The following is a 17,554-nucleotide window of genomic DNA, read 5'->3' as shown; positions in this document are numbered from 1 at the left end:
GTAAACGCCGACCTAAAATTCGATAGGCGGGATCACTTGATTCTTGATGCGAGCAAGCGGTCGAGGCCCTGTTCGCCATCGCCGGTCGGCTCGATCCAAGGATAGCGCAGGCCGCCGCTATAATCGACCGTTACGGTATCGTAGCGCTCGCCGCGCTTGACCAGCAGTTCGATCGGGTCGTCGCTCTCCTTGGCAGCGGTAACGGCATCGCGCATCGTATCGGTGGAATAGGCATCTCCGTTCACGGCCACGATCTGCGCGCCGTTGACGATGCCCGCATCGAAGGCCGGGCCGTCGTAAAGGGTGCTCGTCACCGTGCCTTCGGAAGAGAGATTGATACCGAGCGAATAGAACAGGTCGAGATAGTTCGAATACTGCATTCGGCCCTTGGCGTAAGGATTGGGTTCGTCCTTCCAGACGAGTTCGTATCCGGCCATCTCTAGGCCGCGCGTCGGCGCGGGCTGGTTCGGCTGGCGAAGGCGCGTGTCGAGGAAGGTTGCCCAATCGTACTCGTAGATGCCGTTCAGCGCAGCCACGACCTCGTCGAAATCGTACGTCTTCTCACCGTAATCGCCGTCCGCACTGCCGAAGAACACCTTGGCGAAATCGTCGAGCCCGCGCCGGCCGCGTGTGCCGTTCCGGATAATCTGGTCGGCTTCGAGCCATGTCAGTGCGCCTTCGACGTAATAGTCCTCGCTGCGCTGGAGCGAGCTATACGGTAAGGGCGCGCGTGAATTGATGATCGGATCGTAGGTCGTATCCTGCACGCTGCGCCATGCGCGGCCCGGCTGCCCTTCGGAGTAATTCGCCACAGCATTGGCGAAATTGCCGAGAATGGTGTCCTTCGACTGAAAGCCGGAACGCGCGGCAAGGACCCACCCCCAGAACTGGGTCTGCCCTTCATAGACCCACAGCAAAGTGTCATCCATCGGCGTGCGGTAATCGGGTGTCCAAAGCCCCACCGGACGGCGGTACTTGCCGTTCCAGCTATGCACGATCTCGTGGCTGACGACATTGTGATCCCAGTCGAACTCGTCCCACTTCATGAGGGCTTCCGGTTCGTACTGGTTCTCGCTCGAGCGGTGATGTTCGAGGCCGATGCCGCCCATCCGGTCGGTCATAGCGAGGAGAATGTTGTAATGGTCAAACGGGCGCGAGCCGAACAGGGCAATGGCCTCTTCGGCCAATGCGGTGAACTTGGTTGCGTTTTCGGGCGCAAGATCGAGATATTTCGGCGCATCGGCCACCGCATCGAGCCGAACGCCTTCGCCAAGCTCCCACTGCTTCGAATACGCGCCGGCGAAGATCGGCGAATCGACGAGCGTCTCGTAATCCGTCGGTTCCCAGCGGACCGTGTTGCCGCTGCGGCGTTGCCCGTCGAGTGCGGTGAAGACTTGCCAACCCTCAGGCACCGTCACAATCGGCTGCACTGCGATGCGGCGGACGTAATGCCCTTCGGGATAGAGGCTCATCTGTTCCCATTGTAGGTTGAGCATTTCCTGCGTCATGGTGATACGCCCCTCGCTTCCCGTCACGGGCGAGGTGTGGACGAAGGTCGCCACAACTTCGGACGCGCCATCGGGCACCTCCACCCGGAAGCGGAACACATCGTACGGATCGCGCGACCATGTCAGCGTTTCGCCATTCGCAGTGAAGCGGATGTTCGAGAGCAAGTTGATAGCACCGCGCGCCGCGTGCTTGCCGGGCAGCCATTCGGGCAGCAGCAAGTTGAGCTGTCGCGTTCCGGCGGGCAACGGGAAGGTCTGCGTGACCGAATAGATCCCGCGGCGCGTATCCGTCGCGTCGATATTCAGGCCGATCGTTCCACCCGGCCATGGCGTATCCTGCGGCAGCGGGGTCGAATCGTCGAGCGACGGGGCGGTGGGCGCCGAGTTGCTCTCCGGTCGTATCTGGGCGGCGGCGGGGTGCTGGGCAGCGAGGGCGGCGAAAGCGAGCGGGGCGAAGCGTTTGATCATGACGCTTCTTTGAAAGGCCATTGGCGGCAAGGCAAGTATCGCTTCGACGAGCGGCTTTTCCGTTCCCACCGAACGCGCTAGGGCGCGGCGCATCATGGGCAAAACTCCACAAGCTATTCGCGGCACGCAGGACATTTTCGGACAAGATGCGGAGGCCTTCGCCTTCGTGGTCGATACCTTCGAGCGCGTGCGAAAGCTCTACCGCTTCCGCCGGGTGGAAATGCCGGTGTTCGAGAAGACCGAGGTCTTCGCTCGCTCCATCGGCGAGACGACGGATATCGTCTCCAAGGAGATGTACACCTTCGAGGATCGTGGCGGCGACAGCCTGACCCTGCGCCCCGAGTTTACTGCCGGCATCGCGCGCGCCTTCCTCACCAATGGCTGGCAGCAGCACGCGCCGCTCAAACTGGCGACACATGGCCCGATCTTCCGCTACGAACGGCCGCAAAAGGGCCGCTATCGCCAGTTCCACCAGATCGATGCGGAGATCATCGGTGCAGCCGAACCGCAGGCGGATGTGGAATTGCTCGCTTTTGCCGATCAGCTCTTGAAGGAGTTGGGCATCGAAGGCGTGACCCTGCACCTCAACACGCTGGGCGACGGGGACAGCCGCGAGGCATGGCGTGCCGCACTAGTCGAGCATTTTCGAGCCGTGCGCGGGGAACTGAGCGAGGATTCGCAGGAGCGGCTCGAGAAGAACCCGTTGCGCATCCTGGATTCGAAGGACCGCCGCGACCGGCAATTCGTGGTGGATGCGCCGAAGATCGACCAGTTCCTGTCGGACGATGCGCGCGCGTTTTTCGATGCTGTGACGAGCGGGCTGGATGCGGCAGGCGTGAAATGGACGCGCGCCGAAAGCCTCGTGCGCGGCCTCGACTATTATCGCCACACCGCGTTCGAGTTCATCCCCGACGAAGGCAGCGAGGCGGCCAGCAAACTTGGTAGCCAGAGCACGATCCTCGGCGGCGGTCGGTACGATGGCCTGATGGAAAGCCTCGGGGGGGCGCCTACCCCTGCCGTGGGCTGGGCAGCGGGCATTGAACGGCTGGCGATGCTTTGCGACAGCAAGAGAATTGAACAACTCGAAGTCGCGATCGCCGCTGAGAATATCGATCGCGAGAGCGACGCGGCAGAACTGGCGGCTGCCTTTCGCAAGGCTGGTTTCTCAGTCGAAGTATTCGCTACCGGTAGTCCTCGCAAACGTTATGACAAAGCGCGTAAGGCTGAACCCGCCGTCTTGATTTCGCTCGACGTTCGAGATGGGGCAAACTCCAACACCTTCACGGCAGTTGCCGACATCTTCGAGCGCGAAGCAGACGCTGCGGAAATTTTCGCTGCTCGAACGATCGGGTAACCGATGAAAGTCCCAGCCGAACGCCTCGACCAGATCGCCCATCGCTTCGCCGAGCTCGAGGCGCGCATGGCGTCGGGCACGCTTGAAGGCGATGCTTTCGTCCAGGCCTCACGCGATTATGCCGAGCTCGAGCCGGTCGCCCTCGTCGCCGCCAAGGTCAAGGCAGCGCGGGGCGAGATGGGGGAACTGGAAAAGATGCTCGCCGACCCGGAAATGCGCGCCATGGCGGAGGAGGAACTGGAAGGCCTGCGCAAGGCGCTGCCCGAAATGGAACGCGCGCTCGCCGTCGCCATGCTGCCGCGCGACAGTGCCGATGCAAAGCCTGCCATGCTCGAAATCCGTGCCGGCACCGGCGGCGACGAGGCGGCTCTGTTCGCGGGCGACCTTTATCGCATGTACGAACGTTTCGCCGCCGAACAGGGCTGGCAGATCGAACCGGTCAGCATGAATGCGAGCGAGGTCGGCGGGTTCAAGGAAATCGTCGCCAACGTCACCGGCAAGGGGGTGTTCGCCAAGCTGAAATTCGAAAGCGGCGTCCACCGCGTGCAGCGCGTACCCGAAACCGAGAGCGGCGGGCGCATCCATACCTCGGCGGCTACCGTCGCCGTGCTGCCCGAACCGGACGAGGTGGACGTGCAGCTCGACCCGACCGAGTTGAAGATCGACACCTATCGCGCCAGCGGGGCGGGCGGCCAGCACGTCAACACGACCGACAGCGCGATCCGCATTACGCATTTGCCCACCGGCACCGTCGTCACCTGCCAGGACGGGCGCAGCCAGCACAAGAACAAGGAAAAGGCACTGCAGGTTCTGCGCACCCGCCTTTACGACGCCCAACGCGAGGCGACGCAGGGTGCGGAGGCCGAGGCGCGCAAGGCGATGGTCGGCAGCGGCGACCGCTCCGAACGCATCCGCACCTATAACTTCCCGCAGGGGCGGGTGACCGACCACCGGATCGGGCTGACCCTGCACAAGCTGCCGGAGATCATTGCTGGGCCGGGGTTGGGCGAACTGGTCGACGCGCTGATCGCCGAGGACGAGGCGAAACGGCTAGCGGCGCTGGAGGAATAGGGTGAAAAGCAGCCCTCCGACGGGCTCGGAGCGAACGGATGAGGCGGGAGTGGCGGTGCGCGAAGCCGCCGTGCGATTAAGCAAAACTAGCGACCCCCCCCGCCTCGATGCCGAACTGCTCATGGCGCATGCGCTCGGCACGACGAGATCCCACATGCTGATCCATGCCATGCGCGATGAAGCTCCATCGGCATTCGAAGCGCTGATCCAACGGCGGCTCGCATACGAGCCCGTCGCCCATATCGTCGGCCGGCAAGAATTCTACGGCCTAGATTTGGAAGTCAGCCCGAACACGCTGATCCCGCGCAGCGACAGCGAAACGCTCATCGAAGCGGCTCGCGAAGCGTTCGGCTCGCGTAGAGCGCCACGCCGCATCCTCGATCTGGGGACCGGAACAGGTGCCTTGCTGCTCGCCGCGCTCGATCTGTGGAAAACGGCAAGAGGCTTCGGTCTCGATGCGAGCGAAGGAGCAGTCAATGTCACACGCCGCAATGCCGCCCGGTTGGGCTTCGGAGATCGCGCCACGATGGACGTCGGCGACTGGACCCAAACCGGTTGGCGCGATGGTCTTGGCGGGTTCGATCTCGTCCTGTGCAACCCCCCCTATATCGAAGCGGCAGCATCGCTCGATCCGGATGTTGCCGACTACGAACCGCATTCCGCCCTGTTCGCCGGCCCCGATGGTCTGGACGACTATCGCCTTCTCGCGCCGCACATTCGCGCGTTGATTGAGCCGGGCGGCATCGCGGTCTTCGAAATCGGGCACACACAAGCCGATGCCGTGACGGAAATTTTTGCCGCTGAAGGCTTCGCCATTACGCTGCGTCAGGACCTTGCCGGACGGGCACGCGCGCTGGTCCTTTCATAAAGGGGTTGGCAAAGGCCCGGCTTGTCATTACGTCTTGTCCAAGACTTGCGGGATATGGATCGTATCGCGCAACGTCATGCTCCGACATTGCAGTTCAGGTGCGTAGGCCTCGGCAACGCATACCATGCATGAAGGCCGGAGCGGGTGCACGGTGGTGGAACCATGCACGCGAGGGGGAACGCGGCCAGATGCGAACCGGGGGTTCGCGCCGCGCCATGAATGAGGATCGATACCCTTGAACAACAATCGCAATAATAACCGTCGTCGCGGACGCAATAACCGCAATCAGGGCGGTGCCAATTCGGGCAATCGGATCGATAGCCGCGCACGGGGCAACGCGCCTCAGCTGCTCGACAAGTACAAGAAGCTCGCGCAGGACGCGCAGCATCACGGCGACCGGGTGCAGGCGGAATACTACTTGCAATTCGCCGACCATTATTTCCGCGTCATCGCCGACAACAAGGCGCGCCAGGACGAAGCACGCGCCAAGCGCGACGACGAGCGCCAGTCTAACGACGACGATGGCGACGAGGACGAGGGCGACGATCGCCGCAACCGCCGCCAACCCCGCGCCCGCCGCGACGACGATCAAAATTCGGACGATCGGCAGCCCGCACGCGCTCGCCGCAACCGGAACGACGACGATGGCGACGGGGAAGACCGGCAACCGCCACGCGGTCGCCGTCCACGTACGAAAAGCGACGACAATGACGGCGCGGACGATGCGGGCGATAATTCCTTCGTGAAGAATGCAGACGCACCGAAGAAGCCGCGTGCGCCGCGCAAACCCCGTAAGACAGAAGAAGGCGCTCCGGGCGTCGAAGGCGAGATCGACGCTGCGGCGCTTCCGCCCTCGATCGGTAGAAGCGACGAAAGCGAAGCCAAGCCCGCTCCGCGTCGCCGTCGCCGCAAGCAGGAGGACGACGCCGAAGTGGGCGTCGCAGGCTAAAAGAGAGTACTTTCGGTGCGCGCTGCGCCGTCCCGTATGAAAAATGAGCAGCTTCGCGGCGTTCCAGGGTGGGCGCTTCGCCATCCGCGCTGGTCGGCTTTGGTTCTGGGCGCTGGTGCCGCGCTCGGTTTCCAGCCGCTCCATTTGTGGCCCGTCGCGCTGGTGGCCATAGGCGTATTCGTATGGCTGGCGCATAAGAGCGCGGGCCGAAAAGACGCGTTCTTGAACGGGTGGCTGTTCGGGATCGGCCTGTTTACCGTCACCAACAACTGGATCGCGACGGCCTTTACCTATCAGGGCGAGATGCCCGCGATCCTGGGATGGGCGGCCGTTCCGCTGCTCTCACTGTATCTCGCGGTCTGGCCGGCATTCGCTACTCTCGTCGCGTGGATGACCGGGCGTCGTGGCAACCTCCTCCCATTTGCCCTCGCTTTCGGCGCTCTATGGGTGGCGGCGGAGTGGTTCCGTAGTTGGGTCTTCACCGGCTATGCCTGGGGTCCGTTTTCGATGGCCTTCATCGGCCCGTGGGACCGGCCTGGTATCGGGCGACTGCTGCCCTTTGTCGGAACTTACGCCATGTCGGGGGTGCTGGTGGCGGCAAGCGGGGCGCTCGTCGCCTTCGCAATGGGCCGGCGCTGGCTTCCGATGGGGGCCTTGCTGTCACTTGTGCTAGCCGTAATCTACTGGCCGGCCGGTCCGGATGAGCGCGGCGATCTTCCCCTGACCCTCGTCCAGCCCAATCTGCAGCAGGAGGAGATGGACGATCCGGCACTCTACGAAGAGCAGTTCCAGAACATCGGGCGACTTAGCCTGCCACAACGACGTCTCGATCGCCGGCTGGTCCTCTGGCCCGAAAGCGGCATCCCCGATTACCTGCGCGACGGTTATCCCGAACGCTACTACCTCCAGATGACCGCGGGCGGCGATCCCGATTTCGCCCGTTTCCGCATCGGCAAGGTCATCGGCGAGGGCAGCCTGCTGCTGACCGGAGCGATGGATCTGGAGATCGGACAACGCGACGAGCGCGAGACGGCGGTCGGCGCGTATAACGTCGTCACTCCGATCTATGCGGACGGAACCCTGGGCGAGCGCTATTCGAAAGCGCATCTCGTACCCTACGGCGAATATCTTCCGATGCGCGCGCTGCTGGAGCCGATCGGTCTGTCGCGCCTCGTGCCGGGCGCATTCGATTTCCTGCCCGGCCCCGGCCCGCAAACTATCGATCTTGGCCCATGGGGCAGGGCGGGCATGCAGATCTGCTACGAAATCGTGTTTTCCGGGGAGGTCGTCGAACCGGGAGACCGGCCGGACTATATCTTCAATCCATCGAACGACGGATGGTTCGGCGATTTCGGGCCCCCGCAGCATTTGGCGCAGGCGCGGATGCGCGCCGCCGAAGAAGGTATCCCTGTCCTGCGCGCGACGACGACCGGGATCAGCGCGGTGATCGATGCGCAGGGCGTGGTCCGCGAACATATCGGGCGCAATGTCGCTGGCCGCGTCGATACGATGGTGCCAAGCGCCGCCCCGCCGACGCCGTTCTCCCGGCTCGGACACTGGCTGACCCTCATCTGGGGCGCGGTGTTGCTCGGCGCATCGCTGGTTGCCAAGCGCGTCCACGCGCGCTACCTGTCCCGCAACACATAAAGCTTTCTTTATATCTGTATATCCGCGGGGTTTCGATGCGCACCAATTACCTGTTCACGTCCGAGAGTGTGTCCGAAGGCCACCCCGACAAGGTATCCGACCAGATCAGCGACGCGATCGTCGACCTCATGCTGGCGAAAGACCCGGAGTCGCGCGTCGCCTGCGAAACCATGACGACGACGCAGCGCGTGGTCTTGTCCGGCGAAATCCGCTGTAAGCCGATGTACGATCGCGAGCGAGAGGACTGGAAGTTCAATCACTATTGGGCACCCGGTGCGCGTGACGAGATCGAAAGCGCGGTGCGTCGCACGGTCAAGGAAATCGGCTACGAACAGAGCGGCTTCCATTGGGAAACGCTGACCTTCGAGAACCATCTTCACGGGCAGTCGGCCGAAATCGCGCAGGGCGTGGATGCGGGTATCGAAGGTTCGAACAAGGACGAAGGTGCAGGCGACCAGGGCATCATGTTCGGCTTCGCCTGCGACGAGACGCCCGATCTCATGCCGGCGACGCTGGATTACAGCCACAAGATACTGGAACGCCTCGCCGCCGATCGCAAGAGCGGGAAGGCCCCGTTCCTCGAGCCCGATGCGAAGAGCCAGCTGTCCCTGCGGTACGAGAACGGAAAGCCCGTGGAATGCACTGCAATCGTTGTCTCGACCCAGCACGGCAAGGGCTATCACGAGGGCGACAAGGAAGCCGAGCTCAAGAATTACGTCAAAGGTGTGGTGCGTGAAATCCTGCCCGAAGGCTGGGTCACGGATGCGACTGACTGGCATATCAATCCGACCGGCGCTTTCGAGATTGGCGGGCCTGACGGCGATGCCGGTCTTACGGGCCGCAAGATCATTGTCGACACATATGGCGGCGCGGCTCCGCATGGGGGCGGTGCGTTCAGCGGCAAAGATCCGACCAAGGTCGATCGCAGCGCGGCGTACATCACCCGATATCTGGCGAAGAACATTGTCGCCGCCGGGCTGGCCAAACGCTGCACGATCCAGCTTTCCTACGCTATCGGAGTCTCGAAGCCGCTGTCGCTCTATGTCGACACCCACGGCACTGCTGCGGACGGCGTCACGGATGAGAGGCTGGAGAAAGCGATCCGGGCAATGGACAAGCTGGGCGGCCTTACGCCGCGCGGCATCCGGATGCATCTTGGCCTCAACAAGCCAATCTACCGCGAAAGCGCGGCATACGGCCATTTCGGACGCCAGGCGGATGGCGACCGTTTCCCGTGGGAACGCACCGATCTGGTCGACGATCTGAAAGCAGCGGTCGGCTGATTCGAAAAGGGCGGCTCGAGTCCGGCCGCCCTCTTTCGTCCTATTGCGGCAATTTAGCGCAGGGTCACGCCTCGTGCCGGGGCATCATCCGGATCGCCGAATGCATCCTCGCGAAGCCATTGCCCGACCTTGCGACCGAACTTGGCGACGGCATTCATGTTGAAGAAGTGCATGGCGCCGAGAACCACGACGACCAGCCCGATCTTGCTGGACAGGAAGCGGATCGTATCGGCTACGCTCTCGGGCTCGCGTCCGAAGCGCAGGGTCAGCAGGATCCACCCCAGATTGACGAGATAGAAGCCGACCACCAGCAGGTGATTGGTGGAATGCGCCAGCGCATCGTCGTGTCCGAAGCATTCCTTGAGGAAGACGATGCCGTTCGTGCTGAGGGTGCGTGCAACCCAGATGGTGAGCCCGACGCTGACGAGGAGGTAGACGATATAGGCAGGAACGAGATACATGATGTTTCTCCTGTTATTTCGGTAATTACAGAAATAGGCAGTTGCAATTCGAGTGTTCCAGTGGCGGTCTCCTTCCAGTCACATGGTCAGGATTTGGTGCCGGGCAACAGGCGCGTGACCTTGCTGCCGAGCTTCATAAGAGTGACGAGCGTCGTCTTGGGCAGGCGGCGGACATCGGCGTACCAATCGGCGAGAGTGCTGATAAATTCGTGCATTCGACCGATCCGCTGACGAATATGCTCGGGCACGTCTTTCCGTCCAGCGAGGCTTTCGGTCAATTCACCGAGCAGTTGCACGGTCGGGTCGATCTCGCGCCGTTTGCGTTCGGCGGCAATCTTGAGGAGCATGTCCCACAGATCGGTATCGGCCGTGAAATGGTCGCGCCGATCGCCTTCGACGTGAACGCGGCGAACGATATTGTAGGATTGCAGTTCCTTCAGCCCGTTCGACACATTGGAGCGCGCGAGACCGAGCTTCTCGCAAATGTCTTCCGCATGGCGCGGACGATCGGAAAGATAGAGCAGGGCATGCACTTGCGCGACCGAGCGGTTGACGCCCCATTCGCTGCCCATCTCCCCCCAGTGGAGGATGAAGGCCCGCGCCTCGGGAATGTCCATGATATCGGCCACGACTCGGCTCCATTTCTTCTATTTCTGTTTTAACAGAAATGAATGAAGCGTCAAGCCATGACGTCAGTTGCCGGAATGCTCCCCGTGCTTCGGCGAAGGACTCCCGAGCGCGAGTTCGGCATCGGAGAAGTTCATAGGGCTGCGAACCCCCGTCAGTCCTTCCGGCAAGGGAAAGGCCAAGCCGCGTGCGGCGACCTGCGGGTCGTCGAACACTTCGGCAACCTCGTTGATCGGACCGGCGGGCACCCCGGCCGCCGCGCATTCCCGCAGCAGCGTGTCGCGCTGCCAGCCGACGGTTTCATCGGCGATGAGAGCGTCGAGGGCGGAGCGGTTCGCAATGCGCGCTTCGTTGGTAGCGAAGCGAGGATCGTTTATCAGATCGTGCCGGCCGAATAGCGTCAGAAGCTTGCGGAACAGGCCGTCATTCGCCGGTGCCAGCACAACCGGGCCGTCCTTCGTCGGGAAGACGCCATAGGCGCTTACTTGCGCGTGAAGATTGCCCATGCGCGGCGGGTTCTCGCCGGTCGTGAAATAGTACTGCGCCTGATGCGCCAGCATGGCGACCGAGCAATCGAGTAGGCTCATGTCGATCCACTGCCCCTTGCCGGTACGCTGGCGCATGAGCAGCGCGGCTTGGATTGCATTGGCGGACCAAAGCCCGCAGAACATGTCGCTGATCGAAAGGCCGTGCTTCATCGGCGCGCCGTCCGGTTCGCCCGTAAGGGCCATGAACCCGCTCATGCCCTGCACGACGAAATCGTAGCCCGGCTCGTTGCGACGTGGGCCGGTCTGCCCGAAGCCGCTGATCGAGCAGTACACCAATTTCGGATTGGCGGCGGCAAGACTGTCGTAATCAAGAGTGAATTTCGAAAGCGTACCGGGCTTGAAGTTCTCGAGCACGACATCCGCCTGTCCGGCCAAGCCGGTGACAAGGCGCAAATCGTCAGCATCTCCGAAGTCCGCAACGATGCTGCGCTTTCCGCGGTTGCAGCCGTGGTAATAGGCCGCCTCGCGGTCGCCGTTATCGCGCGTGACGAAAGGCGGCCCCCATTTCCGGGTACCGTCGCCGTCCGGGCTTTCCACCTTGATGACGTCCGCCCCCAAATCGGCAAGGATCTGTCCGCAGAACGGTCCTGCCAGAACGCGCGCCAGTTCCAGCACTCGTACACCCGCAAGCGGGGCGTTCGGCTCACGCGGGTTGTCCAGCCAATGGGCCACGGTCCGCCTCAGCCCAGCGCGACCTCGTACTTCGCGGTCGTGCTTGCGGCGATGTCGTCCTCGCTCACGCCGGGCGCCAGTTCGATCAGGCGGAAGTCGCTTTCATGGTCGGGCCGCTGGAACACGCCGAGATTGGTCACGATCATGTCGACGACGTTGGTCCCCGTCAGCGGCAGCGAGCATTCGGGAATGAATTTCGGGCTGCCGTCCTTCGCCGTATGGTCCATAACCACGATGATCTTCTTCACCCCGGCGACAAGGTCCATCGCGCCGCCCATCCCCTTGATCATCTTGCCGGGGATCATCCAGTTGGCAATGTCGCCATTCTGCGCCACTTCCATAGCGCCGAGCACGGTAAGGTCGATATGTCCGCCGCGGATCATGCCGAAGCTGGTCGCGCTGTCGAAATAGGCGCTGTGCGGCAATTCGCTGATCGTCTGCTTGCCGGCATTGATGAGGTCCGCATCTTCCTCGCCCTCATAGGGGAAGGGGCCGATGCCGAGCATGCCGTTCTCGCTCTGTAGCGTGACCTGCATGCCTTCGGGAATATGATTGGCGACGAGCGTAGGGATGCCGATGCCGAGATTGACGTAGTAGCCATCTTCCAGCTCGCGCGCGGCGCGGGCAGCCATCTCGTTGCGGTCCCAGCCGGTCTTCTGTGCAGTATCGCTCATTTCGTGCCTTCGTTCATGATTGCGGGCGCATCGCCCGGCATGGTCGAATTATTCGGGGTCCAGCGCTGCTCGGGCGGGAAAACCTCACCGATCGTGCCGTTGATCGAATCGCCGTATACGGGGTTGGGAAAGGCGAACCAGCCATTGCCCCAAAGCTGCGCGTATTCGCCGCGTGCGGCCAGTTCGCGGCGGGCCTGCACGCCTTGGCCCTCGACGTTGAAGACGTCCGCGAAGTCGCCGAGATTGTCTCCGGCGAGCGCGATCACGCAATAGGTTTGCGCGATCAGGGCCCGACGACCATCCTTGCCGCCGCTGTTCGTGCCGTCGTCGCCGCGCAGATATAGCGTCTGCCGGTGCACCGCATCGCCGAGGCCGGCCGCCTTGATCGCCCGAGCCGCTCCTTCGGCGCTGTACTGACGGTTGGTGTTGAATACCGGTGTTATTCCGGCTTCGCGCAAACGGCGTATGCCAGTGACGGCGCCGGGCACGGGGCGGGCGAGGGTGTCGCCGCGCTCTTCCCATTCGCGCCACGTGTCGCGCGAATAGGTGTTGCCCTGAGCCAGCCACGCTTCGTAGCCCGCGTTAAGGATGACCGTCTCGTCGACGTCGAACACCACGGCGAGCGGCTTGATCCGGTCGCCCTGCATGCAGCTTTCGCGGCGTACTTCGCCATCGAGGCCCATCGGTACGGCCTGCAGAATGCTGCGCTGACGTGAAATCGTCACGGCATAGTCGGCCAGCATGCGCCAGGTTTGAATGGACGCCCCCGCCGCCTCGCCCGAGCCATAGAGCCAACGCATAGAATCGGGCGCATCGCTTTCGAGCGTGACCGCCGCCTGAGCGCTTGCAAGCGGCGCGCTATCGGGGGCGGTGGCGCACCCGGTCGCCGCAAGGGCGAGTGCCGCCGCGAAGACGGTACGCATCAAGCCGTTTCCCGCTCGCGCGTCGTCACGAATTCGATCTTCTTGTCGTAAGGAGCGCCCATGATCATGCGCTGGACGTAAACGCCCGGCAGGTGGATGGTATCGGGATCGAGGCTGCCCGCAGGCACCACTTCCTCCACCTCGACTACGCAGACCTTGCCGCAGGTCGCCGCCGGCTGGTTGAAATTGCGCGCCGTCTTGCGGAACACCAGATTGCCGGTTTCGTCGGCCTTCCAGGCTTTCACGATGGCGAGATCGGCGAAGATGCCGTGCTCGAGAATGTAGTCCTCTTGTTGCCCGTCGCGGTTCGCGAACTGCTTTACCTCCTTGCCCTCGGCCACCTGCGTGCCGACGCCTGTCTTGGTGTAGAAGCCGGGAATGCCCGCGCCGCCCGCCCGCATCCGTTCGGCGAGCGTGCCTTGCGGGCAGAATTCGACTTCGAGCTCGCCGGAGAGAAACTGCCGCTCGAACTCCTTATTTTCACCCACATAGGACGAGATCATCTTCTTCACCTGCTGGGTGCGCAGGAGCATGCCGATGCCTTCATTGTCGATCCCGGCATTGTTGCTGGCGAAGGTGAGGTTCTTTACCCCGCTGTCGCAAATGGCGCCCAGTAAGCGTTCGGGAATGCCGCAAAGGCCGAAACCGCCGCTTGCTATCAGCATGTCGTCTTTCAGAAGGCCGTCGAGCGCGGCGGCGGCATCGGGAAAAAGCTTGTTCATCGAACCTCCGTATTGGCTTTGCTCTAAGCGTCGGGACCGGACGTGTCACCCCTTCGCAGAGCATACGGTTCTGCGCGAAAACTGCATGGAATCGATCACTCCGCCTGAATGTGTTGCATAATATGCATGCATACTTGAACGTTTCGCACTTGCACAAAACCTTGCTGCACTGCACATAGGGCGGGCCTTTCAGGCATCCTCTCCCAGACTTTCAAGCCCGGTTGGTTCTTCCAGCCGGGCTTTTTTCTTATCCGCAAACCGTCCCGCAGCGGACCTCTCAAAGCCTTCGCTCATTGCATGATCGACTGCCGTAACCATTTGGGCGGTTCAGAAACGAAACGAAGGAGTAGGCTCTATGGCCGATGCGGACGGTGCGACGGCGGTGGACGAAAAAACGGTCAGGCTGCAAGTCGCTGCCGCACGGCAGGAGGAGAGCGGGCAGGGTACCGCGCGCATTCCGCGCTCGGCGTTCCAGGCGCTCGGCATCACCGAGGGCGACGTGGTCCAGGTCACCGGCAAGCGCGACACGGTGGCTATTGCCATGTCGGCTTACGATGAGGACCAGTCCCTTTCGGTCATCCGGCTCGATGGCCTGCAGCGCGGCAATGCCGAAGTTGGTTCGGGCGAGCATGTAAAGATCGCCGCCGCCGAATCGCGGCCCGCCACGCGCGTGGTGTTCGCGCCCGCCAATCGCGAGATGCGGCTGCAAGGGCCGACGCAGGCCCTGAAGCGCAATTTCTTCCGAAAGCCCCTGATGGCGGGCGATCTCGTCGCCACCACGGGCCAGCAACCGGTGCAGAACATGCCGCCCGAAGTTCGCCGGATGTTCAACGCCCCGGCTTATGCGCTTACGCAGATCCGCTTGAGCGTCGTTTCCACAACGCCGAAGGGCATCGTCCATATCGACGAGAATACCGAGGTGGAACTGCGCGCCGAGTTCGAAGAACCGCGCGATGCGCGCGCGGTCGTCAATTACGACGATGTCGGCGGGATGGAAGATACCATCCAGCAGCTTCGCGAGATGGTCGAGCTGCCGCTGCGCTATCCCGAATTGTTTACCCGCCTCGGCGTGGATCCGCCCAAGGGCGTGTTGCTCCACGGCCCGCCCGGAACCGGCAAGACGCGATTGGCGCAGGCCGTCGCGAACGAATCGGACGCTAATTTCTTTGCCATAAACGGGCCGGAAATCATGGGCTCGGGTTATGGTGAGAGCGAAAAGGCGCTGCGCCAGGTATTCGAGGAAGCGGCCAAGTCCTCCCCCGCCATCGTCTTCATAGACGAGATCGATTCCATCGCCCCCAAGCGCGACCGGGTGCCGGGCGAAGCGGAGAAGCGGCTCGTCGCCCAGCTTCTGACGTTGATGGACGGGCTGGAAGCGCGCTCGAACCTCGTGGTCATCGCCGCTACCAATCGCCCCGACGCCATCGACGAGGCGCTGCGCCGGCCAGGCCGGTTCGACCGCGAGATCGTGATCGGCGTTCCCGACGAAAGCGGGCGGCGCGAAATTCTCGGCATCCATACCCGCGGCATGCCTCTGGGCGACAAGGTGGACCTCGCCGAACTGGCCAAGGCCACTTACGGCTTCGTCGGTGCGGACATTGCCGCTCTGGCGCGCGAGGCCGCGATCGATGCCGTGCGGCGGCTCATGCCCAAGCTCGATCTCGACGAGCGGACCATTCCGCCGGAACTGCTGGACGAGCTGTATGTAAGCCGCGAGGATTTCCTGTCCGCCCTCAAGCGCATCCAGCCTTCCGCCATGCGCGAAGTCATGGTGCAGGTGCCGCGCACCGGCTGGTCCGACATCGGCGGCGTCGGCGATGCGATAGACAAGCTGAAGGAAGGCATCGAACTGCCGATGCGCAATCCCGATGCCTTCCATCGCTTAGGCATCCGGCCCGCGAAGGGCTTCCTTCTTTTCGGACCGCCCGGAACCGGTAAGACCCTGCTCGCGAAGGCCGTTGCCAAGGAAGCAGAGGCGAACTTCATCTCGATGAAGTCGAGCGACCTGCTTTCCAAATGGTACGGCGAGAGCGAACAGCAGATCGCCAAGATGTTCAAGCGCGCCCGCGCCGTGGCACCCTGCGTGATCTTTATCGACGAGATCGACAGCCTCGTGCCCGCACGCGGTAGCGGGGCGGGCGAGCCGGAAGTGACCGGGCGGGTGGTCAACACCATCCTCGCTGAAATGGACGGGCTGGAGGAACTTCAATCGGTCGTCGTGATCGGCGCGACCAACCGGCCGACGCTGGTCGACCCCGCGCTATTGCGCCCCGGCCGTTTCGACGAACTGGTCTATGTCGGCACGCCGGACAAAGCCGGACGCGAGCAAATCCTCGGCATTCATGCGGCGAACATGCCTTTGGCCGACGACGTCAGCCTCGCCGATGTCGCGGGGAAGACGGAACGCTTCACCGGGGCCGATCTCGAAGACGTCGTCCGGCGTGCGGGCCTAAACGCGTTGAAGCGTGCGGGCGGCGATGTGCAGCAGGTGACCGCGGAGGACTTCTCCGAAGCGCTCGAAGACAGCCGGGCAACCGTGACGCAGAAAATGGAAGACGAGTACAAGAAGATGCGGGGCGAACTCAAAAAGCGCGCCGCGGAAGCGCAGCCTATCGGTTTCCTGACCGAAGACATGCTCCAATCGACGCGCGAGAAGAAGCACGGCTGACGCGGAAGCGCAAACCGGCGGGCGCGAGTATCAGTTGCCCAAAGCTCGCTGGTTCGCCGCTTCGACCTCGAGGCGATGGCGAATCAGTGCATTCGGCATTTCGCGGCGCAGCCAGTCGAGCATGTGTTCGCGCACGGCGCAGCGCAGGTTCCACAGATCGCCGATCGTCTCCGCGCTCATCGAAAGGCGCAATTCCACGCTTTCGGGCCGGGCCTCGGTCATCAGTAGCGATATATTCCGACCGTCGAACAACGGATGGTCCTTCGTGAACCGTTCGAATTCCTCGCGAATCGGATCGATTGCGGTTGCCGGATCGAGATGCAGGAAGATCGGCCCCGTAAGCTTTTCGCTGACACGCGACCAGTTTTCGAAGCTTTGATCGAGGAACCGGCTGGTCGGCACCACTATGACGCGCTCGTCCCACGTGCGAACCGTCACGAAACTCATGCGAATTTCCTCGACCCGGCCGACTTCTCCATCGACCTTCACCATGTCGCCGATACGCAGAGGCTGGGTCAGCGCCATCTGCAGGCCCGCGATAAGCGATTTCAGCGCCGGCTGGGCCGCAGCACCGACCGCAAGGGCCGCAAGGCCGGCGGAGGCGAGCATGGTCGTTCCCACATCGCGCACACCGGGAATGTTGAACAGGAACAGCGCGACGGTGACGAGAATGATCGCCACCCGCGCCGTGCGCGACAGGATGGCAATGCGCGTCCGGTGCGAGCGCAGCGCCACTTCGTCGCCCGATAGCGAGGCCTGTTCCTCATACCCCGCCGCGATCCCCTTGACCGCCGCGAAGAGGAGCCAGCCGACCACCGCGGGCGTTAGGAAATCGGCGAACACGTCCCACCCGCGGCCGACCAAAGCCTCGTTTTCCGCCGCGATCGATATCGCGAAAGCGACCATCGCCCATCTGAGCGGGCGATAGACGAGGCGCAGGACAACATCGTCGATCCGCGCACTCGACATGCGCACCACGCGGCGCAGAACCGCCATCATGATCCAGTGGAGAATGAACGCGCCGCCGATGGCGATGCCGAGAACCACCAGCGTATCGAGGGCGGCTTCGTAGCTTACCGGCCAGTTTTCGTATCTCAGACGCTCGATCATC

15 protein-coding genes are annotated in these 17,554 nt (G+C 62.9%); 7 read left to right on the top strand and 8 right to left on the bottom strand.

Annotated elements, in window-relative coordinates; all coding sequences use genetic code 11:
• Positions 1 to 32: 32 nt before the first annotated feature.
• Positions 33 to 1,976 carry a M61 family metallopeptidase gene (locus tag E3U23_RS08065; protein WP_279350721.1) on the bottom strand — a complete coding sequence of 648 codons (1,944 nt, stop codon included), beginning with the start codon at positions 1,974 to 1,976 and terminating at the stop codon, positions 33 to 35.
• Between the two features lie 94 nt (positions 1,977 to 2,070).
• Between E3U23_RS08065 and hisS the strand changes: the two genes are divergently transcribed.
• The 6 genes from hisS to metK all read left to right on the top strand — a co-directional run bounded on the left by hisS (position 2,071) and on the right by metK (position 9,148).
• Positions 2,071 to 3,330 (top strand): histidine--tRNA ligase, encoded by a 1,260-nt coding sequence (gene hisS / locus E3U23_RS08060; protein ID WP_279350720.1) that lies wholly within the window; start codon positions 2,071 to 2,073, stop codon positions 3,328 to 3,330.
• A gap of 3 nt (positions 3,331 to 3,333) precedes the next feature.
• Positions 3,334 to 4,401, top strand: a complete 1,068-nt coding sequence (gene prfA, locus E3U23_RS08055; protein ID WP_279350719.1) for a peptide chain release factor 1 — start codon at positions 3,334 to 3,336, stop codon at positions 4,399 to 4,401.
• Position 4,402: 1 nt separating this feature from the next.
• The gene (gene prmC / locus E3U23_RS08050) at positions 4,403 to 5,269 is read left to right on the top strand and encodes a peptide chain release factor N(5)-glutamine methyltransferase (RefSeq protein WP_279350718.1); all 867 of its coding nucleotides are present in this window, start codon (positions 4,403 to 4,405) and stop codon (positions 5,267 to 5,269) included.
• A gap of 235 nt (positions 5,270 to 5,504) precedes the next feature.
• Positions 5,505 to 6,218 carry a DUF4167 domain-containing protein gene (locus E3U23_RS08045; RefSeq protein WP_279350717.1) on the top strand — a complete coding sequence of 238 codons (714 nt, stop codon included), beginning with the start codon at positions 5,505 to 5,507 and terminating at the stop codon, positions 6,216 to 6,218.
• 36 nt (positions 6,219 to 6,254) lie between these two features.
• Complete coding sequence (lnt, locus tag E3U23_RS08040) at positions 6,255 to 7,865, top strand: apolipoprotein N-acyltransferase (protein ID WP_279350716.1); 1,611 nt, start codon at positions 6,255 to 6,257, stop codon at positions 7,863 to 7,865.
• 35 nt (positions 7,866 to 7,900) lie between these two features.
• Complete coding sequence (metK, locus tag E3U23_RS08035) at positions 7,901 to 9,148, top strand: methionine adenosyltransferase (RefSeq protein ID WP_279350715.1); 1,248 nt, start codon at positions 7,901 to 7,903, stop codon at positions 9,146 to 9,148.
• A gap of 53 nt (positions 9,149 to 9,201) precedes the next feature.
• On the opposite strand, the gene E3U23_RS08030 is transcribed toward metK, so the two are convergent.
• The 6 genes from E3U23_RS08030 to E3U23_RS08005 all read right to left on the bottom strand — a co-directional run bounded on the left by E3U23_RS08030 (position 9,202) and on the right by E3U23_RS08005 (position 13,775).
• On the bottom strand, positions 9,202 to 9,609 hold the full coding sequence (locus E3U23_RS08030; protein ID WP_279350714.1) for a hypothetical protein: 408 nt from the start codon (positions 9,607 to 9,609) through the stop codon (positions 9,202 to 9,204).
• Positions 9,610 to 9,695: 86 nt separating this feature from the next.
• Positions 9,696 to 10,226, bottom strand: a complete 531-nt coding sequence (locus E3U23_RS08025; protein WP_279350793.1) for a GbsR/MarR family transcriptional regulator — start codon at positions 10,224 to 10,226, stop codon at positions 9,696 to 9,698.
• 75 nt (positions 10,227 to 10,301) lie between these two features.
• Complete coding sequence (locus tag E3U23_RS08020; protein WP_279350713.1) at positions 10,302 to 11,456, bottom strand: CaiB/BaiF CoA transferase family protein; 1,155 nt, start codon at positions 11,454 to 11,456, stop codon at positions 10,302 to 10,304.
• Positions 11,457 to 11,464: 8 nt separating this feature from the next.
• The gene (locus E3U23_RS08015; protein ID WP_279350712.1) at positions 11,465 to 12,130 is read right to left on the bottom strand and encodes a CoA transferase subunit B; all 666 of its coding nucleotides are present in this window, start codon (positions 12,128 to 12,130) and stop codon (positions 11,465 to 11,467) included.
• A complete protein-coding gene (locus E3U23_RS08010; RefSeq protein WP_279350711.1) occupies positions 12,127 to 13,053 on the bottom strand; it encodes a 5'-nucleotidase, lipoprotein e(P4) family in 927 nt (308 codons plus the stop codon). Before E3U23_RS08010 ends, E3U23_RS08015 begins: the two co-directional genes overlap by 4 nt.
• Positions 13,053 to 13,775: a CoA transferase subunit A gene (locus tag E3U23_RS08005; RefSeq protein ID WP_279350710.1), complete on the bottom strand. Its 723-nt coding sequence runs from the start codon at positions 13,773 to 13,775 to the stop codon at positions 13,053 to 13,055. Before E3U23_RS08005 ends, E3U23_RS08010 begins: the two co-directional genes overlap by 1 nt.
• Before the next feature lie 355 nt (positions 13,776 to 14,130).
• On the opposite strand from E3U23_RS08005, the gene E3U23_RS08000 reads away from it, so the two are divergent.
• A complete protein-coding gene (locus tag E3U23_RS08000; RefSeq protein ID WP_279350709.1) occupies positions 14,131 to 16,443 on the top strand; it encodes a CDC48 family AAA ATPase in 2,313 nt (770 codons plus the stop codon).
• A 30-nt stretch (positions 16,444 to 16,473) separates the two neighbouring features.
• On the opposite strand, the gene E3U23_RS07995 is transcribed toward E3U23_RS08000, so the two are convergent.
• On the bottom strand, positions 16,474 to 17,553 hold the full coding sequence (locus E3U23_RS07995) for a mechanosensitive ion channel family protein (RefSeq protein ID WP_279350708.1): 1,080 nt from the start codon (positions 17,551 to 17,553) through the stop codon (positions 16,474 to 16,476).
• Position 17,554 lies beyond the last annotated feature (1 nt).

This window comes from Erythrobacter litoralis (assembly GCF_029760855.1).
Classification (GTDB): Bacteria; Pseudomonadota; Alphaproteobacteria; order Sphingomonadales; family Sphingomonadaceae; genus Qipengyuania; species Qipengyuania litoralis_A.
This window is presented reverse-complemented; position numbering and strand designations above follow the sequence as displayed.

Coding starts and splice junctions, on each gene's coding strand:
- E3U23_RS08065 (WP_279350721.1), bottom strand. CDS start 1,976: ATGATCAAACGCTTCGCCCCGCTCGCTTTCGCCGCCCTCGCTGCCCAG.
- hisS (WP_279350720.1), top strand. CDS start 2,071: ATGGGCAAAACTCCACAAGCTATTCGCGGCACGCAGGACATTTTCGGA.
- prfA (WP_279350719.1), top strand. CDS start 3,334: ATGAAAGTCCCAGCCGAACGCCTCGACCAGATCGCCCATCGCTTCGCC.
- lnt (WP_279350716.1), top strand. CDS start 6,255: ATGAAAAATGAGCAGCTTCGCGGCGTTCCAGGGTGGGCGCTTCGCCAT.
- metK (WP_279350715.1), top strand. CDS start 7,901: ATGCGCACCAATTACCTGTTCACGTCCGAGAGTGTGTCCGAAGGCCAC.
- E3U23_RS08030 (WP_279350714.1), bottom strand. CDS start 9,609: ATGTATCTCGTTCCTGCCTATATCGTCTACCTCCTCGTCAGCGTCGGG.
- E3U23_RS08025 (WP_279350793.1), bottom strand. CDS start 10,226: ATGGACATTCCCGAGGCGCGGGCCTTCATCCTCCACTGGGGGGAGATG.
- E3U23_RS08015 (WP_279350712.1), bottom strand. CDS start 12,130: ATGAGCGATACTGCACAGAAGACCGGCTGGGACCGCAACGAGATGGCT.
- E3U23_RS08010 (WP_279350711.1), bottom strand. CDS start 13,053: ATGCGTACCGTCTTCGCGGCGGCACTCGCCCTTGCGGCGACCGGGTGC.
- E3U23_RS08005 (WP_279350710.1), bottom strand. CDS start 13,775: ATGAACAAGCTTTTTCCCGATGCCGCCGCCGCGCTCGACGGCCTTCTG.
- E3U23_RS08000 (WP_279350709.1), top strand. CDS start 14,131: ATGGCCGATGCGGACGGTGCGACGGCGGTGGACGAAAAAACGGTCAGG.
- E3U23_RS07995 (WP_279350708.1), bottom strand. CDS start 17,553: ATGATCGAGCGTCTGAGATACGAAAACTGGCCGGTAAGCTACGAAGCC.